General features: G+C 58.5%; 16 protein-coding genes, 1 tRNA gene and 2 pseudogenes. 15 read left to right on the top strand and 4 right to left on the bottom strand.

Annotated features, from left to right (window positions below; all coding sequences use genetic code 11):
- Positions 1-247 precede the first annotated feature (247 nt).
- Complete coding sequence (locus AC1AWD_RS07275; protein ID WP_476565134.1) at positions 248-1,231, bottom strand: FKBP-type peptidyl-prolyl cis-trans isomerase; 984 nt, start codon at positions 1,229-1,231, stop codon at positions 248-250.
- An 88-nt stretch (positions 1,232-1,319) separates the two neighbouring features.
- Here AC1AWD_RS07275 and AC1AWD_RS07270 point away from each other — a divergent pair, with 88 nt between their 5' ends.
- The 4 genes from AC1AWD_RS07270 (at position 1,320) to AC1AWD_RS07255 (ending at position 5,014) form a co-directional block, all read left to right on the top strand.
- Positions 1,320-2,603 (top strand): hypothetical protein, encoded by a 1,284-nt coding sequence (locus AC1AWD_RS07270; protein WP_476565132.1) that lies wholly within the window; start codon positions 1,320-1,322, stop codon positions 2,601-2,603.
- Positions 2,603-3,616 (top strand): DUF8094 domain-containing protein, encoded by a 1,014-nt coding sequence (locus tag AC1AWD_RS07265; RefSeq protein WP_476565130.1) that lies wholly within the window; start codon positions 2,603-2,605, stop codon positions 3,614-3,616. Before AC1AWD_RS07270 ends, AC1AWD_RS07265 begins: the two co-directional genes overlap by 1 nt.
- A 164-nt stretch (positions 3,617-3,780) precedes the next feature.
- Positions 3,781-4,746: a tetratricopeptide repeat protein gene (locus AC1AWD_RS07260; protein ID WP_476565128.1), complete on the top strand. Its 966-nt coding sequence runs from the start codon at positions 3,781-3,783 to the stop codon at positions 4,744-4,746.
- A gap of 195 nt (positions 4,747-4,941) precedes the next feature.
- Positions 4,942-5,014: transfer RNA gene (locus tag AC1AWD_RS07255), tRNA-Arg, on the top strand.
- A 525-nt stretch (positions 5,015-5,539) separates the two neighbouring features.
- Here the strand turns inward: AC1AWD_RS07255 and AC1AWD_RS07250 are convergent.
- Positions 5,540-5,959, bottom strand: a complete 420-nt coding sequence (locus AC1AWD_RS07250; protein WP_476565277.1) for a hypothetical protein — start codon at positions 5,957-5,959, stop codon at positions 5,540-5,542.
- Between AC1AWD_RS07250 and AC1AWD_RS07245 the strand changes: the two genes are divergently transcribed.
- The 5 genes and pseudogenes from AC1AWD_RS07245 to AC1AWD_RS07225 form a co-directional block, all read left to right on the top strand.
- Positions 5,876-6,589: a glycerophosphodiester phosphodiesterase family protein gene (locus AC1AWD_RS07245; protein WP_476565267.1), complete on the top strand. Its 714-nt coding sequence runs from the start codon at positions 5,876-5,878 to the stop codon at positions 6,587-6,589. The genes AC1AWD_RS07250 and AC1AWD_RS07245 overlap by 84 nt on opposite strands.
- Before the next feature lie 153 nt (positions 6,590-6,742).
- Entirely contained in the window at positions 6,743-7,132 is a 390-nt protein-coding gene (locus AC1AWD_RS07240) for a Rid family detoxifying hydrolase (RefSeq protein WP_476565126.1), read from the top strand.
- A 312-nt stretch (positions 7,133-7,444) separates the two neighbouring features.
- Positions 7,445-9,241: an arginine--tRNA ligase gene (gene argS / locus AC1AWD_RS07235; protein WP_476565124.1), complete on the top strand. Its 1,797-nt coding sequence runs from the start codon at positions 7,445-7,447 to the stop codon at positions 9,239-9,241.
- Between the two features lie 239 nt (positions 9,242-9,480).
- Positions 9,481-10,125, top strand: a pseudogene (locus tag AC1AWD_RS07230) (diaminopimelate decarboxylase family protein); the annotation flags it as partial.
- A gap of 111 nt (positions 10,126-10,236) precedes the next feature.
- Positions 10,237-11,133 (top strand): annotated as a pseudogene (locus tag AC1AWD_RS07225) (diaminopimelate decarboxylase family protein); the annotation flags it as partial.
- A gap of 313 nt (positions 11,134-11,446) precedes the next feature.
- Here the strand turns inward: AC1AWD_RS07225 and AC1AWD_RS07220 are convergent.
- Positions 11,447-12,007, bottom strand: coding sequence for a PTS sugar transporter subunit IIA (locus AC1AWD_RS07220; protein ID WP_476565122.1), 561 nt, complete (start codon positions 12,005-12,007; stop codon positions 11,447-11,449).
- A gap of 82 nt (positions 12,008-12,089) precedes the next feature.
- Entirely contained in the window at positions 12,090-13,643 is a 1,554-nt protein-coding gene (gene nagE / locus AC1AWD_RS07215; protein ID WP_476565120.1) for an N-acetylglucosamine-specific PTS transporter subunit IIBC, read from the bottom strand.
- Positions 13,644-14,030: 387 nt separating this feature from the next.
- Here nagE and AC1AWD_RS07210 point away from each other — a divergent pair, with 387 nt between their 5' ends.
- The 6 genes from AC1AWD_RS07210 to AC1AWD_RS07185 all read left to right on the top strand — a co-directional run bounded on the left by AC1AWD_RS07210 (position 14,031) and on the right by AC1AWD_RS07185 (position 22,312).
- Positions 14,031-15,344, top strand: coding sequence for a homoserine dehydrogenase (locus AC1AWD_RS07210; protein WP_476565118.1), 1,314 nt, complete (start codon positions 14,031-14,033; stop codon positions 15,342-15,344).
- 312 nt (positions 15,345-15,656) lie between these two features.
- Complete coding sequence (thrB, locus tag AC1AWD_RS07205; RefSeq protein WP_476565116.1) at positions 15,657-16,673, top strand: homoserine kinase; 1,017 nt, start codon at positions 15,657-15,659, stop codon at positions 16,671-16,673.
- Positions 16,674-16,982: 309 nt separating this feature from the next.
- Positions 16,983-18,395, top strand: coding sequence for a Maf family protein (locus tag AC1AWD_RS07200; protein ID WP_476565114.1), 1,413 nt, complete (start codon positions 16,983-16,985; stop codon positions 18,393-18,395).
- A gap of 102 nt (positions 18,396-18,497) precedes the next feature.
- Positions 18,498-19,616, top strand: coding sequence for a LacI family DNA-binding transcriptional regulator (locus AC1AWD_RS07195; RefSeq protein ID WP_476565112.1), 1,119 nt, complete (start codon positions 18,498-18,500; stop codon positions 19,614-19,616).
- Positions 19,617-19,882: 266 nt separating this feature from the next.
- The gene (locus AC1AWD_RS07190) at positions 19,883-21,520 is read left to right on the top strand and encodes a xylulokinase (RefSeq protein WP_476565110.1); all 1,638 of its coding nucleotides are present in this window, start codon (positions 19,883-19,885) and stop codon (positions 21,518-21,520) included.
- Between the two features lie 99 nt (positions 21,521-21,619).
- Positions 21,620-22,312 (top strand): L-ribulose-5-phosphate 4-epimerase, encoded by a 693-nt coding sequence (locus tag AC1AWD_RS07185; protein ID WP_476565108.1) that lies wholly within the window; start codon positions 21,620-21,622, stop codon positions 22,310-22,312.
- Positions 22,313-22,332: the final 20 nt, after the last annotated feature.

Below are 22,332 nucleotides of genomic sequence, written 5' to 3'. Positions count from 1 at the left end.
TTTACGAAATTACGGGTTTCATGGGGGGTGTTTCGTTAAAACCATGTGGTTTTTACGGTTTTGGGTTTGGCCGGGGTCTGATTTCGTAAGAATCACGTGGCTTTGACGAAAAAATGGGCCGCATCCGACGCAGTAGTTGGATGCGGCCCGAATTCATTGACCAGGTAGGTTGGATTGTTTGGGGTGTTTGAGTTTTGAATGCGCCTTGCTTAAAGATGCCCGGCTTGCCTCAAACGAATCCACCGGTTCAGCTGAAATCGGTCTGGTAGGCGGCAAGAATATCAACGACGAACACCAGCGTCGAATTTGCAGGAATGGAACCCTGCTCGGTGTCGCCATATCCCAGATCCGGAGGAATCACCATCAGCACCTGGGAGCCGACGGTCTGTCCGACCATGCCCTGCTGCCATCCTTCAATCACGGTGCTGTTGCCGCCGCTGTATGCGTCTGCGGTGAACGTGCTGCCGCGGTCCCACGAAGAATCAAACTGCGTGCCGTCCAGCAGCCAGCCCGAATACTTCACAACGACACTGTCTTTTTCGGTAACGGCGGCGCCTTTGCCCTTGATCAGGGGCTGAGCGATCAGCGTATCGCTGCCCTTGTAGCCGTTCATATCGATCGACGGCTTACCGTTCTTGGCACGAGTCACCTTCGGCAGATCGGCCGGAATATCGGTGACTTCATCGCCGGTGGCCTGCGTGTAATCCTTCGACTTGGATACCAGCGTGTATGCCATAATGTAGGACACGCCAGTCGAGGAGCTCGTATCATTCGAGCCGAAGGCGACCGTCGCATTCAGCTTCAACGATTTGAAAATATTGTAATAATCGGAGTTCAGCGAATCCGACGAAACCAGCACGGAGCAATCCGGGGTGTTGTCTTCCCACGAGCTCGCAATTTCGGTGCCATCCTGCGCATTCAATGCAATGGCCTGCATGCACAGACGGTCGCCGTCTTCAATCTGATCGCCATTGCCTTCCTGCAACACAACATAGCTGTTGTCCTCAACAGTCATCGGCGCCTTAAAAGCGATTTCAGGCTTTTCGCCAGGTTCACCGGTGGCGGTGACACCTGCGATTTGATTCATCGAAATGGACGAATCAGAGGAAGTGGAGGAATCCGATGATTTGGAAGAATCAGAAGAGGATTCGCCGCACGCGGAAACGCCCAAGCACAGCACCAATGCGGATGCCGCGGCCAAGGTCTTAAGGAATTTCGAAGTATTGCGCATGATTCCATAGCCTAGCCGCAAACCCTGATTTATAAACGTCTGCAGCTTCCAGAATGCATCAAGGTTGGATTGTAGAATGGAACGTGTTATGACTATTGAGCAGGAAAACAGCGGATCCGAACAGGACACTGCACAAGCATCCGAAACCGAGCGTGTGTTCGCGAAGCCTACCAAACGTGCGAAGATCATGCGCGGGATCGTTACGCCTATTTTTGGCTTGCTGGCGGTGGCCTGCATCGTTTTGGGCGTTCTGAACGCAACCGAATGGAAGCCGAGTACGTCGGTGACGGCTTCGGCGAGCGTCTCCGGTAGCCGATATATCGTCACGGATCCAGGCGTTCTGCCGCTGGTTGACAAGCAGACGAAGCTTACCGTTTCAACGACGGGGTCGAGCGTGGATGTTTGCATTGCCGTCGGCTCGGCCAAGGACGTCGCCGGGTGGATCGCAGGCGAATCATATACGCGTATTACAGGTCTGGCCGATTGGACGACGCTGTCTACCGACAAGGCGCGGGCGCAGGGGAGTGCCGATACTTCCGAGAACCCCGTAGCGATGGAAGATTCCGACATGTGGATTTCCGCACAATGCGGCACGCGCGAAGTCTCCTTGAATGTTGATGAGCAGGATTTGGGGCCTACTGAAACGAATGTCGCTTTGATTGATTTAGGCGCGAAGAAAAACGCCGATATCGCCATGCACTGGACTCGTACAACAGTGCCAGATTTTGCGATGCCGTTCTATTTGTGTGCAGTGTTGCTTGCGATTATGGCGGTGCTGTCGGCTTCGGTTTTTGCGATGCCGCCGCAGAAGCGCCGTCATCATTCGACAGTGGAAGGCGCTGAAACTGTTGGGGAGACGGTGGAGGAAGTAGCCGTTGGCGCTCCGTCGCCTTGGGCCACGGCGGTGCTGAACGCCATTCCGTCGGCAGCTTCGACGTCGTCATCGCAGCGTCCTCGTCGCCGCCACGCGTCGCATCGTGCTGGAGCCCATACGGCTGAAAGCGTCGATACCGCTGTTTCTGCTGCTGGCGGGCAGCCGGCAACGCCAAGCATCGTGGATCCGAGCACACGCAATCTGGTGATTGAGCATACGGCGGACAGCGCGGCTGGTTCAGGCAGTGCGGACAGTGCAACGAACGGCGCAAATTCTGCGGATACGGAAAGCAGCAGCGCGAATGCTGCAAACGGCGGTGCGGATAATCATGACTCCTTTGAAGATGTCGGCGAAACGACTTCTGTGATCACACCGGACGAATTGCAAGCATATTTCGCGCGTCTCGCGCAGGAGGCCGCTGAACAGGAGGCCGCCAACGCGCAATCACAATCAGACAATAATGAATCTGCACATAGCGAAGACGACAAGGAGGCATGATGGCAAAGAAATCACGCATCACCGCAATCATGGCGCTCGCTGCCGCCATCTGTATGCCTTTCGGCTTGGGCGCGTGTGAAGGCCAAGTGCCAACGGTTTCCGGCACCACCTCATCCGAAGCTACGGCGTCCCCGGATTTGACGGAAACTCAGGAAAAGAAAATCCGTACGCAAATCCTGGAAACGCTTGACCAGGCAAATCAGGATCGCAATATCGATATTCTGCCCACAATTATGTCGGGGCCTGCCCTGCAAGTGCGCACCAGCGAACTGATCACCGCGCGCGCGACGGGTCAGCTGGATAAGAAGGCCACTATTCCAACCGACATTTCACAAACGATCATCCCAACCGATAGCGGCTGGCCTCGTACCGTTTTTGCTATCACCACAACAACGGAAGACCAGCAATCCAAGCGACTGCTGGTGCTGAAGCAGGATTCGCCGCGTCAGAATTACAAGCTGTGGGGCGTTGCGCGACTGTTCCAAGGCGCGCAGCTGCCGAAATTCGCCATTGCCAGCATCGGCTCGCAGATGGGCGATGACGATGATGCCGGTCTGGTGGCAGCACCGAAGGAAGCCGTCGCACAATATGTGGACGTGTTGCAAAATAGCGCGAACAGTCAGTATGCGTCCTTAATTGCGGACGATTATTTCCGTCAGGCGATGGTATCGCAGACGCAAACCGTGCAGGAAGGCATGCAACGAAACGAAGGCACATTGCAGCAGACGTTCAGTGCCGTTGACGGATCCCTTGCTTGTATGCGTGCTGCGGATGGCGGCGAGCTGGTTGTGGCGCAGATCAATAATGAAATGATTCGCGAAGCCGGTGCCGGACGTCAATCGCTGCCGGCCTCCGATTCGGAAACCGCGCTGTTTGGCAGTGCGACGGCCACCAGCACGATGAAAGTCACATATGTGAGCATGGTCGCGCTGTATATTCCTCCGGAAGGATCCGACCAGCAGATCACGGCGGTCGGCGCCGAATGGCAGCCGGTGAAGGTGGAAGCGCTGTAAATTTGCGGGCATCACCTTGGATTACAGCTTGCTGGCTGTAAGCGCAATCACAGCGCGGAATTCTGTGACGCGCAACTATAGTTGGATGCAGCAATGATTTTTGAATAATGCCCTTTCCTAATCGGTGAAAGCGATTGACGAAAGAGCATGAGTCGGGAGGCATAATGGCAGGTCAGTTCAATCCTGGTGTGTCCCTTGCGGGCGCGGTTGATTTGGAAGCGTTGAAGCATCAGGTCAAGGCGGAGCCCGGCGAAGTCGGTGGCGCTCCGGCCGCAGGCGGCTATGTGATTGATGTTTCGGAGAACACGTTCCAGGCGATGGTGCAGACTTCGGCCACATTCCCGATCGTGCTGCTGCTATGGGTGCCGACGGATGACCGCCTGTTCCCGATGGCTCAGAAGCTGGGCGACGCTGTAAATGCGATGAACGGTCAGATTCAGCTGGCTCGTATTGATATTGCTGAGAATCCGTCCATTGCACAGGCTTTCCAAGTGACGGGCGCGCCTGCATTGTTCGGTTTGATTGGCGGCCGTCCGATGCCGATTCTGCAAGGCCTACCGTCGGATACTGAATTGCAGCAGATTGCGGATGAGGTGATTCCGAAGCTGGTTGCCGTCGCACAGCAGGCTGGCGTTGTCGGCAGTGCGCCATACTCGGGAGATTCGGATCAGACCACTGCGGGTGGTGTGGATGCTGGTGCTTCGAGTGAGCCGCAGATTCCTGCGGAACATATGGATGCGTACATGTTGGCGCAGCAGGGTGATTATGCCGGTGCGGCCGCCGCGTATGGCAAGGTGTTGGAAGCTGATCCGAGTGATACGCTGGCCGCGCGCGAGCGTGCGAAAGCGCTGCTGCTGGCCAGGTCCGGCGCGGCTGATGTGCGCGTCGTGCGTGAGGCCGCTGCGGCGCATCCGGATGATGTTGACGCGCAACTCGCCGTCGCTGATGTCGATATGATCGGCGGCCAAATCCAGGATGCGTTCGATCGTTTGCTGGACTTCCTTGCGGCGGGTCATCGCGCCGATATCGAGCCGGTGCGACAGCGCATGCTGGAATATTTCCTGATTCCGCCGGCTGATGACGAACGCCTGAAGCGCGCTCGCCGTCGCCTTGCGACGCTGATGTACTGATACGCTGGCCGCCGTCCACCGGCGGCCGCTTCCCCTGCAAATGTGACCGTTTTTAGGCCTTAAAACGGTCACACCTGCTGACGGGATGCGTGCTGGACAGCAAGTGTGACCGTTGTGGATGGCTCTGATCGCACATCAGAGTATTTTTGGTGTGCTGGTTTAGTCCATGCATGGCATAGAATAGTCAAGTTACTCGGGTTCGTAGCTCAGTGGATAGAGCGTCTGTCTCCGGAACAGAAGGTCGTGGGTTCGATCCCCATCGAGCCCACAAAACCGTGTAATTCCAAGGGGTGTTGGGACACCTTTCATCGCCGCTGTTTAGTCGTGGTTTTGCCGATTCGGTCGCGAACCATATGGTTTTCTGATACCCGTCCATCGCCTTTGCCCAGTTGGGCAACATTCTGGGCATATGGGAATGCTGCCGGCAAGCGTCATTGTCGGTCAATCAACATCGGCGAGCATGCGACAATCGAGTGCCATATTCTCTACTCGTTGTTTTGCTGCTCAGCGACACAAATCTGTGGGTAAATTCTGTTTGGCGTGTCGCTAAGTGCGCGTCGGTGACATGCGGAAAATGCTTGACTACAGATTTGTGTCGCTGGCGGAAATTCGGGGTTTTGAGAAGGTCTTTCGCAGGTTGGCGTCGCTGATGGGTGTTTGGAGTGACGAAGAAGTCCTTTGCGGTTTGATGCATTGATGAGTGTGCGGAATCATGTAAGGCTGACCCTGAGCGTTCCCTGAATTTCTCTTATGTGTTCCCTGATTTTGGCCTGTTCCCGACGCTTTTGCGGTGTTAATTTGCGACAATACAAGTATCCGAAAACAACAACGAAGATGTAATTATCGGTGATTTCGCTTGATATCGATGTGCGGCACTTTTAGTGTGTGAGGAGGCGGCATGAACAATAAGAGGATCGCGCATGAGCTGCTGCAATACGTTGCAACAGCTCGATGGAACATTCGTTGTATGCTTCAGGCGTTTGTCGCCATACTGCTGATTGCGGTATCGCTTGCCGATGTTTCCATGTTTTGGCATGCGGTTGATGTCGTTGCGTCGCAACGGCGGGTTGCGCCTGTTGTCATTGCGCATCGCGGCGATGCGGGCAGTGCTGAAAATTCGTTGCAGGCTGTGTTCCAGGCGGCGAAGAATGGTGCTGATTATGCGGAAATCGATGTTCGTTTGACAAAAGATGGCTGGCCTGTCGCCTTTCATGATCGTAGAACCGGACGTTTGTCTTTGGAGGGACGCGATGTGACCGTGTCGCACGTTTCGTTACGTACGCTGCAGGGGATGCGCATGTACTCGAAGGGTATGCAGTATCGCGTGCCGACATTACGTCAGATGTTTGCTGCCGCGCATTCTTCGGGCATCGGATTGTTGCTTGATTTGAAGGCGGGAAATGATGACGCCATACGCATTGCACGCGCGATTTCACGTGAAACATATCTTGCCGGATATAAAGGTCCTGTGATGGCAATGTCGGCAAATCCGATGGTGATGCATGAAATGCGCCGTTTCCGCCCTGAATGGACGGTCGGCTATTGTGCGAGCGGCAAACCGGAATCTGTTGATTGGAGGGATGACTTTGATTTTGTGGTGTTACGTGGTCGTGAAATGACGATGTCGTTCGCCGATGATGCGCGACGGTGGGGAGTGCCGGTATTTGCGGGATCTGTGGGGGATTCGCGCACCGCGTCATATTGTTTGTTTGAGGGCGTGGAAGGCATGCTGGGAGACGATATGACGATGCTGCATCATTCCGTTGAAAACAGTGAGACGAAGCCGGCGCGAATATTGAGTAGCGTATTGGAAATTTTGGATGTGCATGTCGGTCTCATATAGTCGTCGGATTTTGGTGGGAGTCGCCTTTGCCGACGTATGATGTCGGGCATCGAAAGGATTGATGATTCGGGCTGATGATTTGATTCAAAAAATTGATGTGATGATTTGATTCGATGATTGAACCCGATGATTGAGACCAATGAAGGAGCAGCAATGAACGAACGGCTTGAAGCAGTGGGCACGACAAGTGCGCCGGCCGCATTGGGCGCATACAGCCAGGCTGTGAAGGTGAACGGTTTCGTGTTCGTGTCCGGACAACTGGGCATCGATCCGGTGACCGGCGAACTGGTGGGTGAAACCGCAGGCGAGCAGGCCACGCAGGCGCTGAAGAATATCGCCCACATTCTTGAGGCTGCCGGAACTGGTCTGAACAACGTGGTGCGTACCACGATTTACATGAAGAACGTGGAAGACTTCAAAGAAGTTGACGCCCATTATTCCGAAGTGTTCGTCAGTGGCGTTAAGCCGGCTCGCTGCGCGTTCGGCGGCAACGATATCCCCAAGGGCGCCCTCGTCGAAATCGACGCCATCGCAGCGCTGTAAATCACAAGACCGATAATCGCAAAATTAGAAAGTATTATCGTCGTCACAACGCGGCGGCAGCCTCCAGCCAGTAATCATCGTTGACCGCAGGCCGCTGTCGCGTTGTGCATATACGGCGCCTATACAGAGGCAGCGGATTCTCCGCTTCGGTGACGGGCAGCGACCGATACGCCGTCAAGGCGTCTAATTTTGACAAATCGATAGTCGCGTATGTCATCGGAGTTTACTTGATTGTTCGAATGCTGCTTCCATGCTGCTTCTTTTAATAATGGATGGGCCGCCGCTGTCTGCGTGCTCGGTATTCTTAGAAGAATGAGCCCTGAAGCATTGAGTGAATTGATTTCCGCCATCGCGCACGATCTTGTTGCCGCCGGTGAAGCGGGTAATCTGACTGAAGACCTGATTCCTGACACGTCCAAGCTTGCCGTGATGCGCCCGAAGGATCGCGCGCACGGCGATTGGGCTTCGAATGCCGCCATGCAGCTGGCCAAGAAGGCCGGCATGAAGCCGCATGATCTGGCTGACTTGTTCGCCGCACGCCTTGCCGCCGCCGAGGGCATCAGCAAGGTGGAAGTGGCCGGCCCCGGTTTTATCAACATCACATTGGATTCCGCTTCCGCAGCCGCCGTTGTGGACGCTGTGCTCGAAGCCGGCGCCGCATATGGCAAGAACGACCATTTGGGCGGTGAAACGCTGAATCTGGAATTCGTGTCTGCCAATCCGACCGGCCCGATTCATATCGGCGGCACCCGTTGGGCGGCTGTCGGCGACTCCATGGCCCGCGTGTTGGAAGCGAACGGCGCGAAGGTCGTGCGTGAATACTATTTCAACGATCACGGTGAACAGATCAACCGTTTCGCCAAGTCGCTGGTGGCCGCCGCGCACGGCGAGGAATGCCCGATCGACGGCTACAAGGGCGCGTATATCGATGAAATCGCGCAGCGCGTGATCGACGAGGCCAAGGCTGAAGGCATTGACGCTTTGTCGCTGCCGCGCGTCGACGGCGGCGTCGACAATGACGGTAATCCGCTTGGCGAAGGCGATTCCGAGCAGCGTGAGGAATTCCGCAAGCGCGCAGTGCCGATGATGTTCGACGAGATCCGTCGCTCGATGAAGAACTTCCGCGTCGATTTCGACGTGTGGTTCCACGAGAACAGCCTGTACGAGCAGGGCGCGGTCGACAAGGCGATCGCCGACCTGCGCGAACGCGGCGACATTTTCGAAAAGGACGGAGCCACCTGGTTCGCTTCCACCAAGCATGGTGATGACAAGGACCGTGTCATCATCAAGTCCGACGGCAACGCCGCATATTTCGCTGCGGATATCGCTTACTACTATAACAAGCGTCATCGCGAGCAGGATCCGGCCGATGTGGCGATCTACATGCTGGGCGCCGACCATCACGGATACATCGGCCGCATGATGGCCATGTGCGCCGCCTTTGGCGACGAGCCTGGCAAGAACATGCAGATCCTCATCGGACAGCTCGTCAACGTGATGAAGGACGGCAAGCCCGTGCGCATGTCGAAGCGCGCCGGCAACGTCGTGACGATCGACGACCTGACCGAAGCGATCGGCGTGGACGCAGCCCGCTACTCGCTGGCCCGCACCGACTACAATTCGCCGGTCGACATCGACCTGAACCTGCTGGCCTCCCATTCCAACGAGAATCCGGTGTACTACGTGCAGTACGCGCACGCGCGCTCCTGCAACGTGGACCGCAATGCCGCCGAAGCCGGCATCAGCTACGAGGGCGCCGATCTGGCATTGCTGAATACCGTCGCCGACGGCGAAGTGCTTGCCGCCCTGGCGCAGTGGCCGGCTGTGCTGCGTGAAGCCGGCGACCTGCGCGCCCCGCATCGCGTGGCCCACTATTTGGAAGACCTCGCCGCCACGTACCACAAGTGGTACAACGTGGAACGCGTCGTTCCGATGGCCCTGACCGAGCCGGAAGAGCGTGCCGATGATGCCGAACGCGAAGCCATGCGCATCGCCAAAGCTCCGGAACCGGCCCGTGCCGCAGCCCGTCTGAAGCTCAACGACGCCGTACAGGCCGTCATCGCCTCCGGCCTTGACCTTCTGGGCGTCACCGCACCGGACAAGATGTGACATAACGCCCGGCCCCCTCGCCAATGCAACACTGCATAATGTGACGCCACGGAATGTGACGCTACGGAATGTGACGCCACATAACGCGAGGGGGTCGTCGCGTATCCATCGCCAATCCCAGATCGTCATAACAGTACTGATATGACAAAAATGCAGGCCAAGATCACATGTCACAAATACCAATAGCAAGTATCAGTAGCAAACATCAATACCTAGCGGAACATTTGCGAAGGAGCATTATGCCAGTCACTCCGATTTGGCCCAAGGCCAGTAGTGTCAACGACGACGGCGTCATTGAATTCCACGGTCGTACCGCCGAATCATTGCTGAACGAATTCGGTTCGCCGCTTTACCTCATCGACACCGACGAAGTCGCGGATCGCGCGGCGCATTTCGTCAAAGCCGCGGCAACCGCCTTCTCCACCACGACCACGCACGTCAGCTTCGCAGCCAAAGCGTTCATATCCAAGGAAATCGTGCGCATCGTCACTGAACAAGGCATGCTCGTCGACACCTGCACCATGGGCGAAATGCGCATCGCGCTCGCCGCGGGCGTACCAGGCCGCCGCCTCGTGCTGCACGGCAACAACAAAAGCGATGAGGAAATCGCGCTCGCCATTGAACAGGGCTTTGCGAAGATCGTCGTCGACGAACCGAATGAGCCGGCTCGCATCGAACGCATCGCCAAACAGTTGGGCAAGCGTGCGCGTGTGATGTTGCGCGTTACGTCCGGCATTCACGCGGGCGGTCACGAATTCGTGTCCACCGCGCATGAGGATCAGAAGTTCGGCGTGCCGCTACTGCCGGTCGGCGCGGATGCCTCCGTGCTGGATATGCTGGAGGATTTGGCTGAGGTGACGCCGGCTGGGGCGAATGCACGGCTGCGCGAGCATGCCGTTAATGCTGCTGCCGGTGTTGCCATTTCCACTGATGCCGCTGTTCATGCTGCCGACGATACCATTGCCGTCGAGGTTGGAGAAACAACTCAGCAAGGCCGCGCCCTGCGTTATGACATCAAGTATCCGTACGATCTGAACGCCGCCGACGTGTCCGATGATGATCGCATGCTGGCCGCCGCTATGGAAACTGTGGCCGAGGGTCCGGCGATTGCCGTGCTGAAAGACATTCTGCGCCGCAGCGACACGCTGGAATTGGTCGGTGTACATTCGCATATCGGATCAAATATCCACGATGCGGACGCCTTCATCCAGGCGGCCCGCCGCATGATGCTGCTGCGCAAAACCTTCTACGCCACCGACGCCTACACGCTGCCGGAAGTCGATCTGGGAGGCGGCTATTCCGTGGCGTATACGGATGGCGAAGATTCCATGGACGTGGATGTTGAACTGGCCCGCCTTGCCAAAGCGGTCACCGGTGTGAATCGTGCGTTGGGAATGCCCGCTCCGGTGATCTCCTTCGAACCGGGCCGTTGGATCGTGGCGCCGGCCGGTGTGACGCTGTACCGTGTGGGCACTGTCAAAACCGTGGCGCTGAGCGACGCCAAAGACGAGCGGGACAATCCGGTGACCGAACGTGTGTACGTGTCCGTCGACGGAGGTATGAGCGACAACATTCGCCCGGCCCTATACGGCTCAAAATACGCGGCGCATATGGCGAATCGCGTGGGTGCGGCCGAAACAAAGCTATGCCGCATCGTCGGCATGCATTGCGAATCGGGCGACATCATCGTCAGCGAATGCCAGTTACCAGCCGACATTCAGCGCGGCGACATTCTGGTTGTGCCGGTGACGGGCGCATACGGTCGCACGATGGCGAGCAATTACAATCAGGCGCTGATTCCGGCGGTGGTCGCGGTAAGCGAGGCCGATGCGCATGTAATGATTCGCCGTCAGACTGTCGACGATTTGCTGGCCTTGGACGTCAGCGAATGATTGATCGATATGGATGATGTGGATTAAGGCCGCCGGACTGCGGAATTGCCGTTTTATGGCCCGTGTCGTTTTACGGCGCGTGACATTGTGCGGTGTGTAGCGCTGTGCGGCGGCCACTTCACAGAAGAGCACGCCGGTGAGACGTTCACTGGCAGGGCCCAATATGCGATAGGTCGTGATTGCGTTCGGTATTTTTTCGTTGCGGTGATTACCGGATTGTCGATGCCGGTGATCACCGCAACGTCCGTGATGTCGGTGGTGACGATGGTGTCGTCGATGTCCACGACGTCCATGACACCATCACCGATACCGGTTACGCTTTGACGACGAGTTTGCCGATTTCCGTGCCGGCTGCGACTGCGCCCGGTTCGGGTACCGTCAACGTTTCAATGCGGTCGGGATTGGTGAATACGACGATTACGTCAGTGGCTTTTTCTGCGGCGACAACCGCGTTAATATCGACGTCCACAATCGGATCGCCGGCCTGAACGGTTTGACCGGTGGTCACATGCATGGTGAACGGAGCACCGTTCAGCTGCACGGTGTCCACGCCAATATGGATCAGTACCTCAACGCCGCCTGGAGTAGTAATACCGACGGCATGCTTGGCATTGGCGATAGTGGTGATGGTGCCGCTGACCGGAGCGAGTACCGATCTCGTCGTCGGCACGACTCCAAAGCCGTCGCCAAGGATCTTTGCTGCGAAGGTTTCATCGGGGACCTCGTCGATGGGCTTGCAAGCGCCATCGACCGGAGCGATGATCGGCAACGTAATCGGCTGGCTCGGCTGCGGCGTCGTGACAGTGGCCTCCGCCGGCTCTGCATCTTGGCCAGGCTCGTTGCGGCGGAATAGCGATGAAAGAAAACCTGCCATGTGGAACTCCTTATCTGTGATTTGACGTGAGACGTGGGGTTCGCTGTGCTGTTGCAGCGAACCCCACCGTACGGGTTTGGGATTAAGCCTTGGCGTGAATGTCACTCATCGCATCAGCAACGGCTTGCACCTGTGTGCCGACAATGACCTGAACGTTCTTTTCGTCCAACACTTTGACGCCCGGAACCAGTTTTCTGATTGCTTCCAGATTAACCTTGGACGTGTCGTTGACGCCCATGCGCAGACGGGTCACGCAGTTTTCGATATCGACGACGTTGGCCTTGCCTCCGAGAGCCGCATACAGCTTGGAGGCAAGCTCGGCGTACTTGTCGGCCGCTTGGGCGACCGGCGCGACGGTCGGAGAGGCCGGAGCCGGCTCGTCGAATGCGGCGGAGGCGATCTCCTCGTCGTCGTCGCCGCGGCCAGGGGTCTTCAGATTGAACTTCTTGATCACGAACATGAAGACGAAGTAGTAGATGACCGCGAAGACCAGACCCTGCACGATCAGCATCCACGGCTGATGTGCCTGCGGCACGCGCAGCGACAGGAACCAGTCGATGAAGCCTGCGGAGAAGTTGAAGCCCGCGATCCACTGGAAGGCCGCCGCGATGAACACCGACAGGGCGGTGAGCAGGGCATGCACCACGTACAGCGGGAAGGCGGCGAACATGAAGGAGAACTCCAACGGTTCGGTGACGCCGGTGAGGAAGGCGGCGAGTGCGCCGGCCAGCATCAGCGAGCCGACAGCCCTACGTTTTTCTGGCTTGGCACAACGGTAGATGGCGAACGCGCCCGCCGGCAGGCCGAACATCATGATCGGGAAGAAGCCAGCCTGATACATGCCGGTGACGTAGGTACCCCACGGGTGGAAGCCGCCGGTCGCCCGTACCGCAGCGACGTCGCCGGACAGGCCGCCGACACCGTTCCAGAACTTCGTGATGTCGTCGATACCGGCCAAGTTGAACCAGAACACGTTGTTCAACGCGTGGTGCAGACCGGTCGGGATGAGCAGTCGGTTGAAGAACGCGTAGATGCCGGCGCCCACTGCGCCCATGCCCATCAGGGATTCGCCGAACCAGACGAGGCCGTTGTAGACGAGCGGCCATACGAACAGCAGGACCAACGAGACGACCGACATGATGGCCGCGGTCAGGATCGGCACGCAGCGGCGGCCGGAGAAGAAGGCCAGGAAATCGGGCAGCTTCGTTTTGCTGAATCGGTTGTACAGCGCGCCTGCGACGCAGCCGACCATGATGCCGAAGAACACGTTCTTGTTGCCGATGGCGCCCGCTGCGAACGCCGGATGCTCCTTATCGACGGTCGCCGGGTCGAAGCCGAGGAACATCGAAGCGGAGCCCATGATGGTGGTGACGGTCATGAAGCCGACGAGGCCGGAGAGCGCGGAAGCGCCGTCCTTGTTACGCGCCATGCCGATGGCGACGCCGACCGCGAACAGTAGGCCAAGATTGTCAAGGATTGCGGAACCGGTTTTGCACAGATAGGCGGCGACTACGTTATTACCGCCCCAACCCGACGGATCAATCCAATAGCCGATGCCGAGGAACAGTGCCGCGGCAGGCAGTGTGGCGACCGGGAGCATAAGCGCTCGGCCTAGCCGCTGGATATAGGCTTTCATTTCCAGACTCCTTTGTTTGTTCTTTTCGCGATATCGTGAACGTTCTTCTTTGAATCTTCACGGCCATGCACAATCATTGGGCACGGCCGCTCCCACATATGCAGGATGCGGCATCGCTTGTGTTCCATCATACGCTGTGTCAGCGTAGTAACAGGTAAATTGTTAAGTTATCTTTCAAAAGATCATCTATAGAGAAATGCATACACACCGGATGCTGCTCATTACTGTGTAGTCGTCGCGTCTACTGCCGTCTACTGATATCGCGTTCGCATCGTTCTCGGAACGTATTTTCACGAATTACGAATATGAGACGAAATACGGCGTGTCGAATTTCATTCGTACAATGAGACCAGTCAATAAGGCGTATCGACCGCAAGGAGACAGTAAGTGGCACAGGAACAGGCTTCCCCGATTCGCGTCGGATTGTTGGGCGCAGGCACCGTCGGCTCGCAGACCGCGCGACTGATTGTCGAGCAGAAAGAAGAACTCGCCGCACGCATCGGCCGGCCGATCGAACTGTCCGGCGTAGCATGCCTCAATCCGGATGAAGTCGATTTTCCGTGGATCGACCGCTCCCTGCTGACCAGCGATACCATGTCGGTATGCCGTAATGCCGATATCGTCGTCGAACTGATCGGTGGCACCAATGTGGCGCGTACTTTCGTGCTTGAGGCCATCAGCAACGGCGCTTCCGTCGTCACCGCCAACAAGGCGTTGCTCGCCAAATACGGCGAAGAAATCTACGCCGCCGCCGAAGCCAAAGGCGTCGACATCTACTTCGAAGCAGCGGTCGGCGGCGCAATCCCGTTCCTGCGCCCGCTGCGCGAATCCCTCGTCGGCGACAAAATCGTCAGCATGCTCGGCATCGTCAACGGCACGACGAACTACATCCTCGACGAAATGACCACCAAGGGCCTCGATTTCGACGACGTGCTCAAGGATGCCCAGGCCAAGGGCTACGCCGAAGCCGATCCGACCGGCGACATCGAAGGCTATGACGCGGCCAACAAGGCTGCCATCATGGCCACGCTCGGCTTCCATACGAACATCACCATCGACGATGTCAGCGTCGAAGGCATCACCAAAATCACCGCCGACGATATCGCCGCGGCGGCCGCGGAGAACAAAGTCATCAAACTGCTCGCCGTCGTCGAAAGCAGCGAAGCCGGCGTTTCCGCCCGTGTCTACCCGGCATTGATCGGTACTGACCATCCGCTCGCATCCGTACATGGTTCCTTCAACGCCGTTTTCGTCAAAGCCGAAGCAGCCGACGACCTCATGTTCTACGGTCGTGGCGCAGGCGGCGCTCCGACCGCATCCGCCGTCGTCGGCGACATCGTCACCGTCGCGCGGCATATCGCCTCCGGCTGCACCGGACCGTCCATCCCGCTGTACAAGAATCTGCCGAAGGCCCCGGTCAATGCGTCCAAGGCCGCGTTCGCGGTGCGCTTCGTTATTCACGACAAGCCGGGCGTGCTTGCCGCAATCGCCGAAAAGTTCGCCGACCATGGCGTTTCCATCAACGGCGTGAATCAGGATCTCAAGCCGACGCTCAACGAGCCCGGCTACGACGGCGAGCTGCAGCAGCTGCGCATCGTCACGCATCTGACCGACGAACAGACGCTGCGCGCCACCGTCAAGGACGTGTGCGAGCTGGATTGCGTGGCCGGCGAGCCGTCCATCCTGCGCGTGCTCGACTGATCCGAATCGATTGGTTTTAATCGGGCTGGTTTTAATCGGGTTGGTTTTAATCGGGTTGGCCCTGGCCCCATCAGTCCTTACTGATCTAATTAACCGGCGCCATCATGGGCGACCTTTTCGTGGGGTCGCCCATTTGTAATACCGGAATGACGCATGCGGCGTACTGCAATGTGGCATAAATCAATATTCCATGCTGCAATGTGTATAACAATGGGTATCGCGATATGGCATCACAAGGTGACGTCACGCAAGTGACACGGCAATGTGACATCACATAATGACGCAGCAAAGTGAAATGCGAAGGAGAAGGCCATGATTCCGGTAACCCAGCAAGTGCACGTGCATGTACCAGCCACCAGCGCCAACCTTGGCTCCGGTTTCGACACCGTTGGCTTGGCTTTGGACTATCACGACGAACTGGTATTCACCCTGACCGGCGGCACAGCTGATACTGCCGCCACCGATACTGCCGCGCACGTCATCATCGAAGGCGAAGGTGCGGAAACACTGCCGCGCGACGAAACACATCTGGTCGTCTCCACCTTCCGTCGCGCCTGCCAGACCTTCGGTCTGGGACGCATCGGCTTTACGCTGGAAGCGCACAACAATATTCCGCAAGCCCGCGGCATGGGATCGTCCGCCGAAGCGATCGTCGCCGGCATCGCAGCGGCCGCTGCCTTCGCGCAGGACGGTCAGCTTAATCGCGACGCCATTTTTGAATTGGCTGCGGCCATCGAAGGTCATCCCGATAATGTGGCGCCGGCCGTGTATGGCGGTCTGACCATGTCGTGGAACCTGCAAACCGGCGAAGGTGTCGGCTCCGTGCCGATTCCACAAGGCGAGCCGCTGCGCGGCGGTTTCCACACGGTGAATTATCGCGTTTCCGACGATATGACCGCCGCTGTATTCGTGCCGGACTTCGAACTGTCCACCGAAAAGGCGCGCAAGGCGTTGCCGGGCGATATCGCGTTCAAGGATGCCGTCTACAATGTGTCACGCGTAGGGCTGTTGCCGGCTGCCATGAATCCCGATACGCTGGCCGCCGCCAGTACCGACCCGAACGCGCTGCTGTACGTCGCCACACAGGATCGTCTGCATCAGCCGTATCGTGCTGGACTGATGGAGCCGTCATGGGAGTTGATTGAAACGTTGCGCGCTCGCGGTTATGCGGCGATGGTGTCCGGTGCTGGTCCTTGCGTACTCGTGCTGCATCATGGCGACGCGTGCGAGGCCATCGAACAGGTTGCTGCCAAACAGCTCGACAGCGGCCACTGGCGTGTTCTGCATTTGGCCATCGATACCAACGGCGTCCAAGTCAATCGCTGCTAATTCCGTCCTGATTTCACCCAGCCCCGGTCCGTTCCGTTACGTTCAAATCGGTCACTTTTGCTGATGTGGGCGTCCTTCCTCCGCAAATGTGACCGAAACTAGCCCCGAAATTGGTCACTTTTGCTGATGAGGGTGGTCTTTTTCAGCAAATGTGACCGAAATCTACCCTGAAAACGGTCACGCTTGCTGGCCGGCAGACCGACGGATTCCAGAATCAGCCAAGTTTCTGGTCGCTTTCATGTGTGCAGTGCCTTTCCGGGCTTGTGCTTATGGTGGACGGGCCGCATCCGCATTGGTAAGGTTGGAATCATGACGATTCCGCTGATTCTTGCCTCGAAGTCTCTTCCGCGCCGCAACGTGCTGTTTTCCGCCGGCATTTGCCCGACGATTCGTGTATCCCATGTTGATGAGCCGGCCGCATTGGAACGCGCCGCCGCCGAAATCGGCGTCAGTGTCGATGAACTTGACGTCAATCAGCGAGTCATGATTCTGGCTGAAGCCAAAGCACGCGTCGTATACGACGCCTATCGAAACGTTGCCAACGCTGCGGCCGCGGCTACCGGAGAACAGATTACCGGCCGCCCGCTCGCTGCAAAAGCTGACAGCGCCCACGAATCGGCAGAGCATCCTTCCGACATCACGCGCACGCGTGATTTTTCCAATGTCGCCATCCCAACGGAATCCTGCCCGATGTCGGCGATTGGCGCCAGCGAACACGGTGGCCTTAACGCCAGCGCCGTTGGGCCGCTGATTCTCGGCTGCGATTCCATGTATCTGATGGACGGCGAATGCTACGGCAAGCCGCATAGCGCCGATGTCGCTCGCGAACGCCTGCATGCCATGCGCGGAGCCACCGGCGAATTATGGACGGGACATTGCCTCATTGATTTCGCCACCGGCCGCGTCGCCCGTGGTGCCAGCAAGGCGACGCTGCATTTCTGTGAGTATTCCGACCGTGACATCGAACGATATATTGAAACCGGTGAACCGTTGGAAGTGGCAGGCTCCTTTACGATTGACGGATTCGGCGGCGCTTTCATCGATGGCATTGAAGGCGACCCGCATGGCATCATCGGCCTGAGCCTGCCCTTGGCGCGACGTTTGACCGCCGAACTTGGCATTGAATGGACCGACCTGTGGAACGTGAAGCGCGACGACCAGTATCCGAGCGCCGTAACCGATTCGAAGACGGGGGAGAAGACGGTGCCGCCGCCGAAGGAGAATGTGAAGCAGCCGGGCGATGGCTGGATCGATTGCGATTGCGGGCGCAAGCATTGGGGATTGAATGGCGCGTCCGGCATCCTGCTGGTGCGCCGCAACGCGCAAACTGGCGAACCGACGCATGTAGTGATGCAGCATCGTGCACTGTGGAGTGCGGAAGGCGGTACGTGGGGCATTCCGGGAGGCGCCAGTGCGGACGGCGAGACCCCGATCGAAGGCGCGCTGCGTGAAGCGTACGAAGAGGCCAACATCACGCCGGAGGACATTGATGTGGTCGGTGCATACCGTGAGGATCACGGTCCTTGGGGCTACACCACGGTCTTCGCATTCGAAAAGCCGGGGCATACCGTTGATCCGCAGGCAAACGACGATGAAAGCATGGAAATCGAATGGGTGCCGATCGACGACGTGCCCAATCGCAAGTTGCTGACCGCCATGCGCACGGATTGGCCGGCCTTCCGCGCCCGTATTGATGCACTTGCCGCGGCGCAGCCGGCGTGACGCGCCAACTGAACACGCTGACTGTGAGCGCTCACTATGAATCTTGTAATAGCGGTATCCTCGCAGTAACAAGAAGAAATAGACGGTAGCAGGGAGGCAAATATGGCAGGCAAGCGTAGTACCGGCAGCAAACGTCCCTCGATCTTCGAAGTGGCGAAGCTCGCCGGCGTCAGTCATCAGACGGTTTCCCGTGTCATCAATAATTCGCCGTCCGTTTCCGATGCGACGCGCGTGAAAGTGCAGCGGGCCATCGATGAGCTCGGCTACCGGCCCAGCAATTCCGCGCGTGCGCTTGCGTCACGCCGCTCTCGTACGATCGGCCTGATTGCGGGCGGCCAGCGTTTCTTCGGTCCGATCTCCGCGATTTCGGCGATCGAGTCGACCGCGCGTTCGCATGGCCTGTTCGTCTCGGTATCGATGGTGCATGAGGCGTTGTGCACGCAGCGTGAATTCGACGATTTGTGCCGCACTTTTGACGAGCAGAACGTCGATGCGTTCATCTTCCTGGCGCCGACGGACGTGATGTTTTCCGCCGCCTGTCGTACGCAGATCATGCAGCCGCGTGTCATCGTGACGTCTACGCATGGCGCCGTGAACGTACAGGAGGGGCTGCGTTTGATGCGCGCCGTGGAACGCCGGCGCGTTTCGGTGGTCGGCGTCGACCAGTGGGGTGCGATGGCGAATGTGATGCGGCTGGTCGCGCGGCAGGGGCATCGTTCGGTGCTGTATTTTGCGGGGCCGAAGGAGTGGCGTGATGCGGCGACGCGCCTGATGGCGTGGAATAAATTGTGCGCTGCGAATGCGGTGAGTTCGGTGACCGTGCAGTGCGAGACGTGGGATTCGGCCGAGACCTACGGCAAGATGAACCATGTGCTTGACAACATTGGCCGGTCAGGCGGCAGGGCGCCGACCTGCGTGGTGACGGCGAACGACAGCCAAGCCGTCGGCGTCGCACGCGCGTTGCACGAGCATGGCGTGCGTATTCCGCAGGATGTGAGCCTGATTGGTTTTGACGATATGCCGGCGATGGACAATATGTTCCCGCCTTTGACGACGGTGCGTCCTGATTTCGAGCAGCTTGGCGTTGCGGCGATGCGTGAGGCGCTGCGTTTGCTGGGGGAGGGTGATGGGCCCAGTTTTGCGATGGTGCAGCATGGCGCCGGCCTGATTCCCGCGGAGGTGGTGACGCGCAGCTCCCTTGGCGTCGCCGTTGGCCGATGATGGTACGACGTCGGTGACGCGGTGTTGCCGCTGCGGTGGCGTCGGTGACGATGCGGTTGTCGTTGGAATCTGTCGCATGGTCACAACGCGGTCGTTTGTGCCGCGTGTCGGATTCCTGTTTTCGGTTGTGTCGTCTATGGGATTTGCTTACAATAGTGAGCGTTAACAGTGAGCGCTAACAATCGCACGACGATGAGGTTGTGTCGCGTTCGGAACATTGACGTCGGCGGCGTGGAGCCACCGGTAGGAAAAGGAGCCCAGCGTCCATGGCAGTAACGCAGAATCTTGACGATCAAATCGCCGCGATCTCCGAGAAGATTCGCGCCGGCAAGACCTCCCTCGGCATCGAATTCGGCTCGACCCGCATCAAGGCCGTGCTCATCGACGATACCTACACCGTCATCGCCGCCGGTGATTACAGCTGGGCCAGCCATCTGGAGGACGGTTTGTGGAGCTACACCGTCGAGGAAATCTGGAACGGCCTGCGCACGGCCTACGCCAACATGGCGCATGACGTCGAAAACGCCTATGGCGAAAAGCTCACCAGAATCGGCCATATCGGATTCTCCGCAATGATGCACGGCTACCTCGCCTTTGATGAGGACGGCGAACTGCTTGTGCCGTTCCGCACCTGGCAGAACACCAATACCCACGAAGCCCACGAAAAGCTGTCCGAACTGTTCCAATACAACATCCCAGAACGCTGGTCCGTGGCGCATCTGTACCAGTGCGTGCTCAACAACGAAGAACACGTCGGCAAGGTCGACTTCTTCACCACCCTCGCGGGCTACGTGCATTGGAAGCTCACCGGTCGGAAGGTGCTGGGCGTCGGCGACGCCTCCGGCATGTTCCCGATTGACCCGACCACCCACACGTGGGAGACCGAATTCATCGACCGATTCGACGCCCTGCCTGAAATCCAGACTCAGCCATGGAACATCGAGGACCTGCTGCCGGAACCGCTCGTCGCGGGCACTCCGGCGGGCGAACTGACCGCCGAGGGCGCCCGACTGCTGGATCCGACCGGTACCCTGCAGCCGGGAATCGTTCTGGCCCCGCCGGAAGGCGATGCCGGCACCGGCATGGTCGCCACCAATTCCGTGCGCGTCCGTACCGGCAACGTCTCCGCAGGCACCTCCATCTTCGCTATGGTGGTGCTGGAACATAAGCTTGAGCGCCTGCATCCGGAAGTCGACCTCGTCACCACCCCGGCGGGCGACCTCGCCGGCATGAGCCACGCCAACAACTTCACCTCCGACCTCAACGCATGGGTCGGTCTGTTCGGGCAGTTCGCCGCGGCCATCGGACAGCCGGTCGACGCCGGCACCCTGTACGGCACGCTGTTCCGCGCGGCTATCGCCGATGACGTCGATTCCAACTGCGGAGGCCTCGTCAACTATCCGTTCCGCTCCGGCGAATTCCTGGCCGATCTGCCGGAAGGCCGTCCGTTGTTCGCGCGCGGCCCCGAAGCCAGGATGACCCTCGGCAACTTCATGCGCGCGCAGCTGTTCAGTGCGTTCTCCCCGGTCAAGATCGGCATGGACGTTATGACCAAGGACGAAGGCGTCGCCGTCGATTCGCTCGTCGGACACGGCGGCATCTTCACCACCCCGAAGGTCGCCCAGAAGATCCTCGCCGCGGCGTTCAACACTCCGATCAAGGTGATGGGCACCGCAGCCGAAGGCGGCGCATGGGGCATGGCCGTTCTTGCCGACTATCTTTTCCACGCCGATCAGGCGCTCGACGACTATCTTGACGCCCGCGTGTTCCGCGACGCCCAGTCCACCACCGAGACACCGGATGCGGGCGACGTCGAAGGGTTCGAACGGTTCTTCGACCTGTTCCGCAAGGGGCTACCGATCGAGCACGCGGCCATCGAGACCATCCCGTTGGAAGCCAAGTGACGGAACGTCCGCCGCGTCGCAGGACGCGTGCGGTTCGATTCCGATCAGCGAAAACCATTTGTATATAGAACTTCATCGATCGAAGAAAGGAAACCAACAATGGCAACACTCGCCGATTTCGGGCCGGAGGTCCGTGCTGAAGTCAAGCAGGTGCGCGAAGTCGTCTCCAACCTGCACGACCAGCTCATCAAATGGAACCTGGTCGTCTGGACCGCAGGCAACGTCTCCCAGCGCTTGCATACCGCCGACCTGTTCGTCATCAAGCCGTCCGGCCTGCGCTACGAGTACCTGACCCCGAGCTCCATGGTCGTGTGCGACCTCGACGGCAACGTCGTTGACGGCAGCGAAGCACCGTCTTCCGACACCGCCTCCCACGCCTACATCTACCGCCACATGCCCGACGTCTACGGCGTCGTGCACACCCACTCCACCTACGCCACCGCATGGGCCGCCACCGGCCAGAACATTCCGTGCGGGCTGACCATGATGGGCGACGAATTCGGCGGCGAAGTCCCGGTCGGCCCGTTCCGCCTCATCGGCTCCGAAGCCATCGGCGAAGGCGTCGTCGAGACCCTGAAGAAGTACCCGAAGTCCCCGGCGGTCCTCATGCAGAACCATGGCCCGTTCACCATCGGCAAGGATGCTGAAGGCGCCGTCAAGGCCGCCGCCATGACCGAAGAAGTCGCGCACACCATGTGGGCTGCACGTCAGCTCGGCGACATCATTCCGATTTCGGCTGAAGACATTGCGTCCCTGAACGACCGTTACCAGAACGTCTACGGCCAGCACTGAACAGCAATCTTTTATCATCA

Source organism: Bifidobacterium sp. LH_512, from assembly GCF_056356435.1.
The sequence above is the reverse complement of the archived record's forward strand: the minus strand, read 5'-3'. Positions and strand labels throughout refer to the sequence as shown.

Bases quoted from the DNA above. Each gene is read 5' to 3' on its own strand.
- AC1AWD_RS07275 (WP_476565134.1), bottom strand. From the start codon at position 1,231: ATGCGCAATACTTCGAAATTCCTTAAGACCTTGGCCGCGGCATCCGCA.
- AC1AWD_RS07270 (WP_476565132.1), top strand. From the start codon at position 1,320: ATGACTATTGAGCAGGAAAACAGCGGATCCGAACAGGACACTGCACAA.
- AC1AWD_RS07265 (WP_476565130.1), top strand. From the start codon at position 2,603: ATGGCAAAGAAATCACGCATCACCGCAATCATGGCGCTCGCTGCCGCC.
- AC1AWD_RS07260 (WP_476565128.1), top strand. From the start codon at position 3,781: ATGGCAGGTCAGTTCAATCCTGGTGTGTCCCTTGCGGGCGCGGTTGAT.
- AC1AWD_RS07250 (WP_476565277.1), bottom strand. From the start codon at position 5,959: ATGAAAGGCGACAGGCCAGCCATCTTTTGTCAAACGAACATCGATTTC.
- AC1AWD_RS07240 (WP_476565126.1), top strand. From the start codon at position 6,743: ATGAACGAACGGCTTGAAGCAGTGGGCACGACAAGTGCGCCGGCCGCA.
- argS (WP_476565124.1), top strand. From the start codon at position 7,445: ATGAGCCCTGAAGCATTGAGTGAATTGATTTCCGCCATCGCGCACGAT.
- AC1AWD_RS07220 (WP_476565122.1), bottom strand. From the start codon at position 12,007: ATGGCAGGTTTTCTTTCATCGCTATTCCGCCGCAACGAGCCTGGCCAA.
- nagE (WP_476565120.1), bottom strand. From the start codon at position 13,643: ATGAAAGCCTATATCCAGCGGCTAGGCCGAGCGCTTATGCTCCCGGTC.
- thrB (WP_476565116.1), top strand. From the start codon at position 15,657: ATGATTCCGGTAACCCAGCAAGTGCACGTGCATGTACCAGCCACCAGC.
- AC1AWD_RS07200 (WP_476565114.1), top strand. From the start codon at position 16,983: ATGACGATTCCGCTGATTCTTGCCTCGAAGTCTCTTCCGCGCCGCAAC.
- AC1AWD_RS07195 (WP_476565112.1), top strand. From the start codon at position 18,498: ATGGCAGGCAAGCGTAGTACCGGCAGCAAACGTCCCTCGATCTTCGAA.
- AC1AWD_RS07190 (WP_476565110.1), top strand. From the start codon at position 19,883: ATGGCAGTAACGCAGAATCTTGACGATCAAATCGCCGCGATCTCCGAG.
- AC1AWD_RS07185 (WP_476565108.1), top strand. From the start codon at position 21,620: ATGGCAACACTCGCCGATTTCGGGCCGGAGGTCCGTGCTGAAGTCAAG.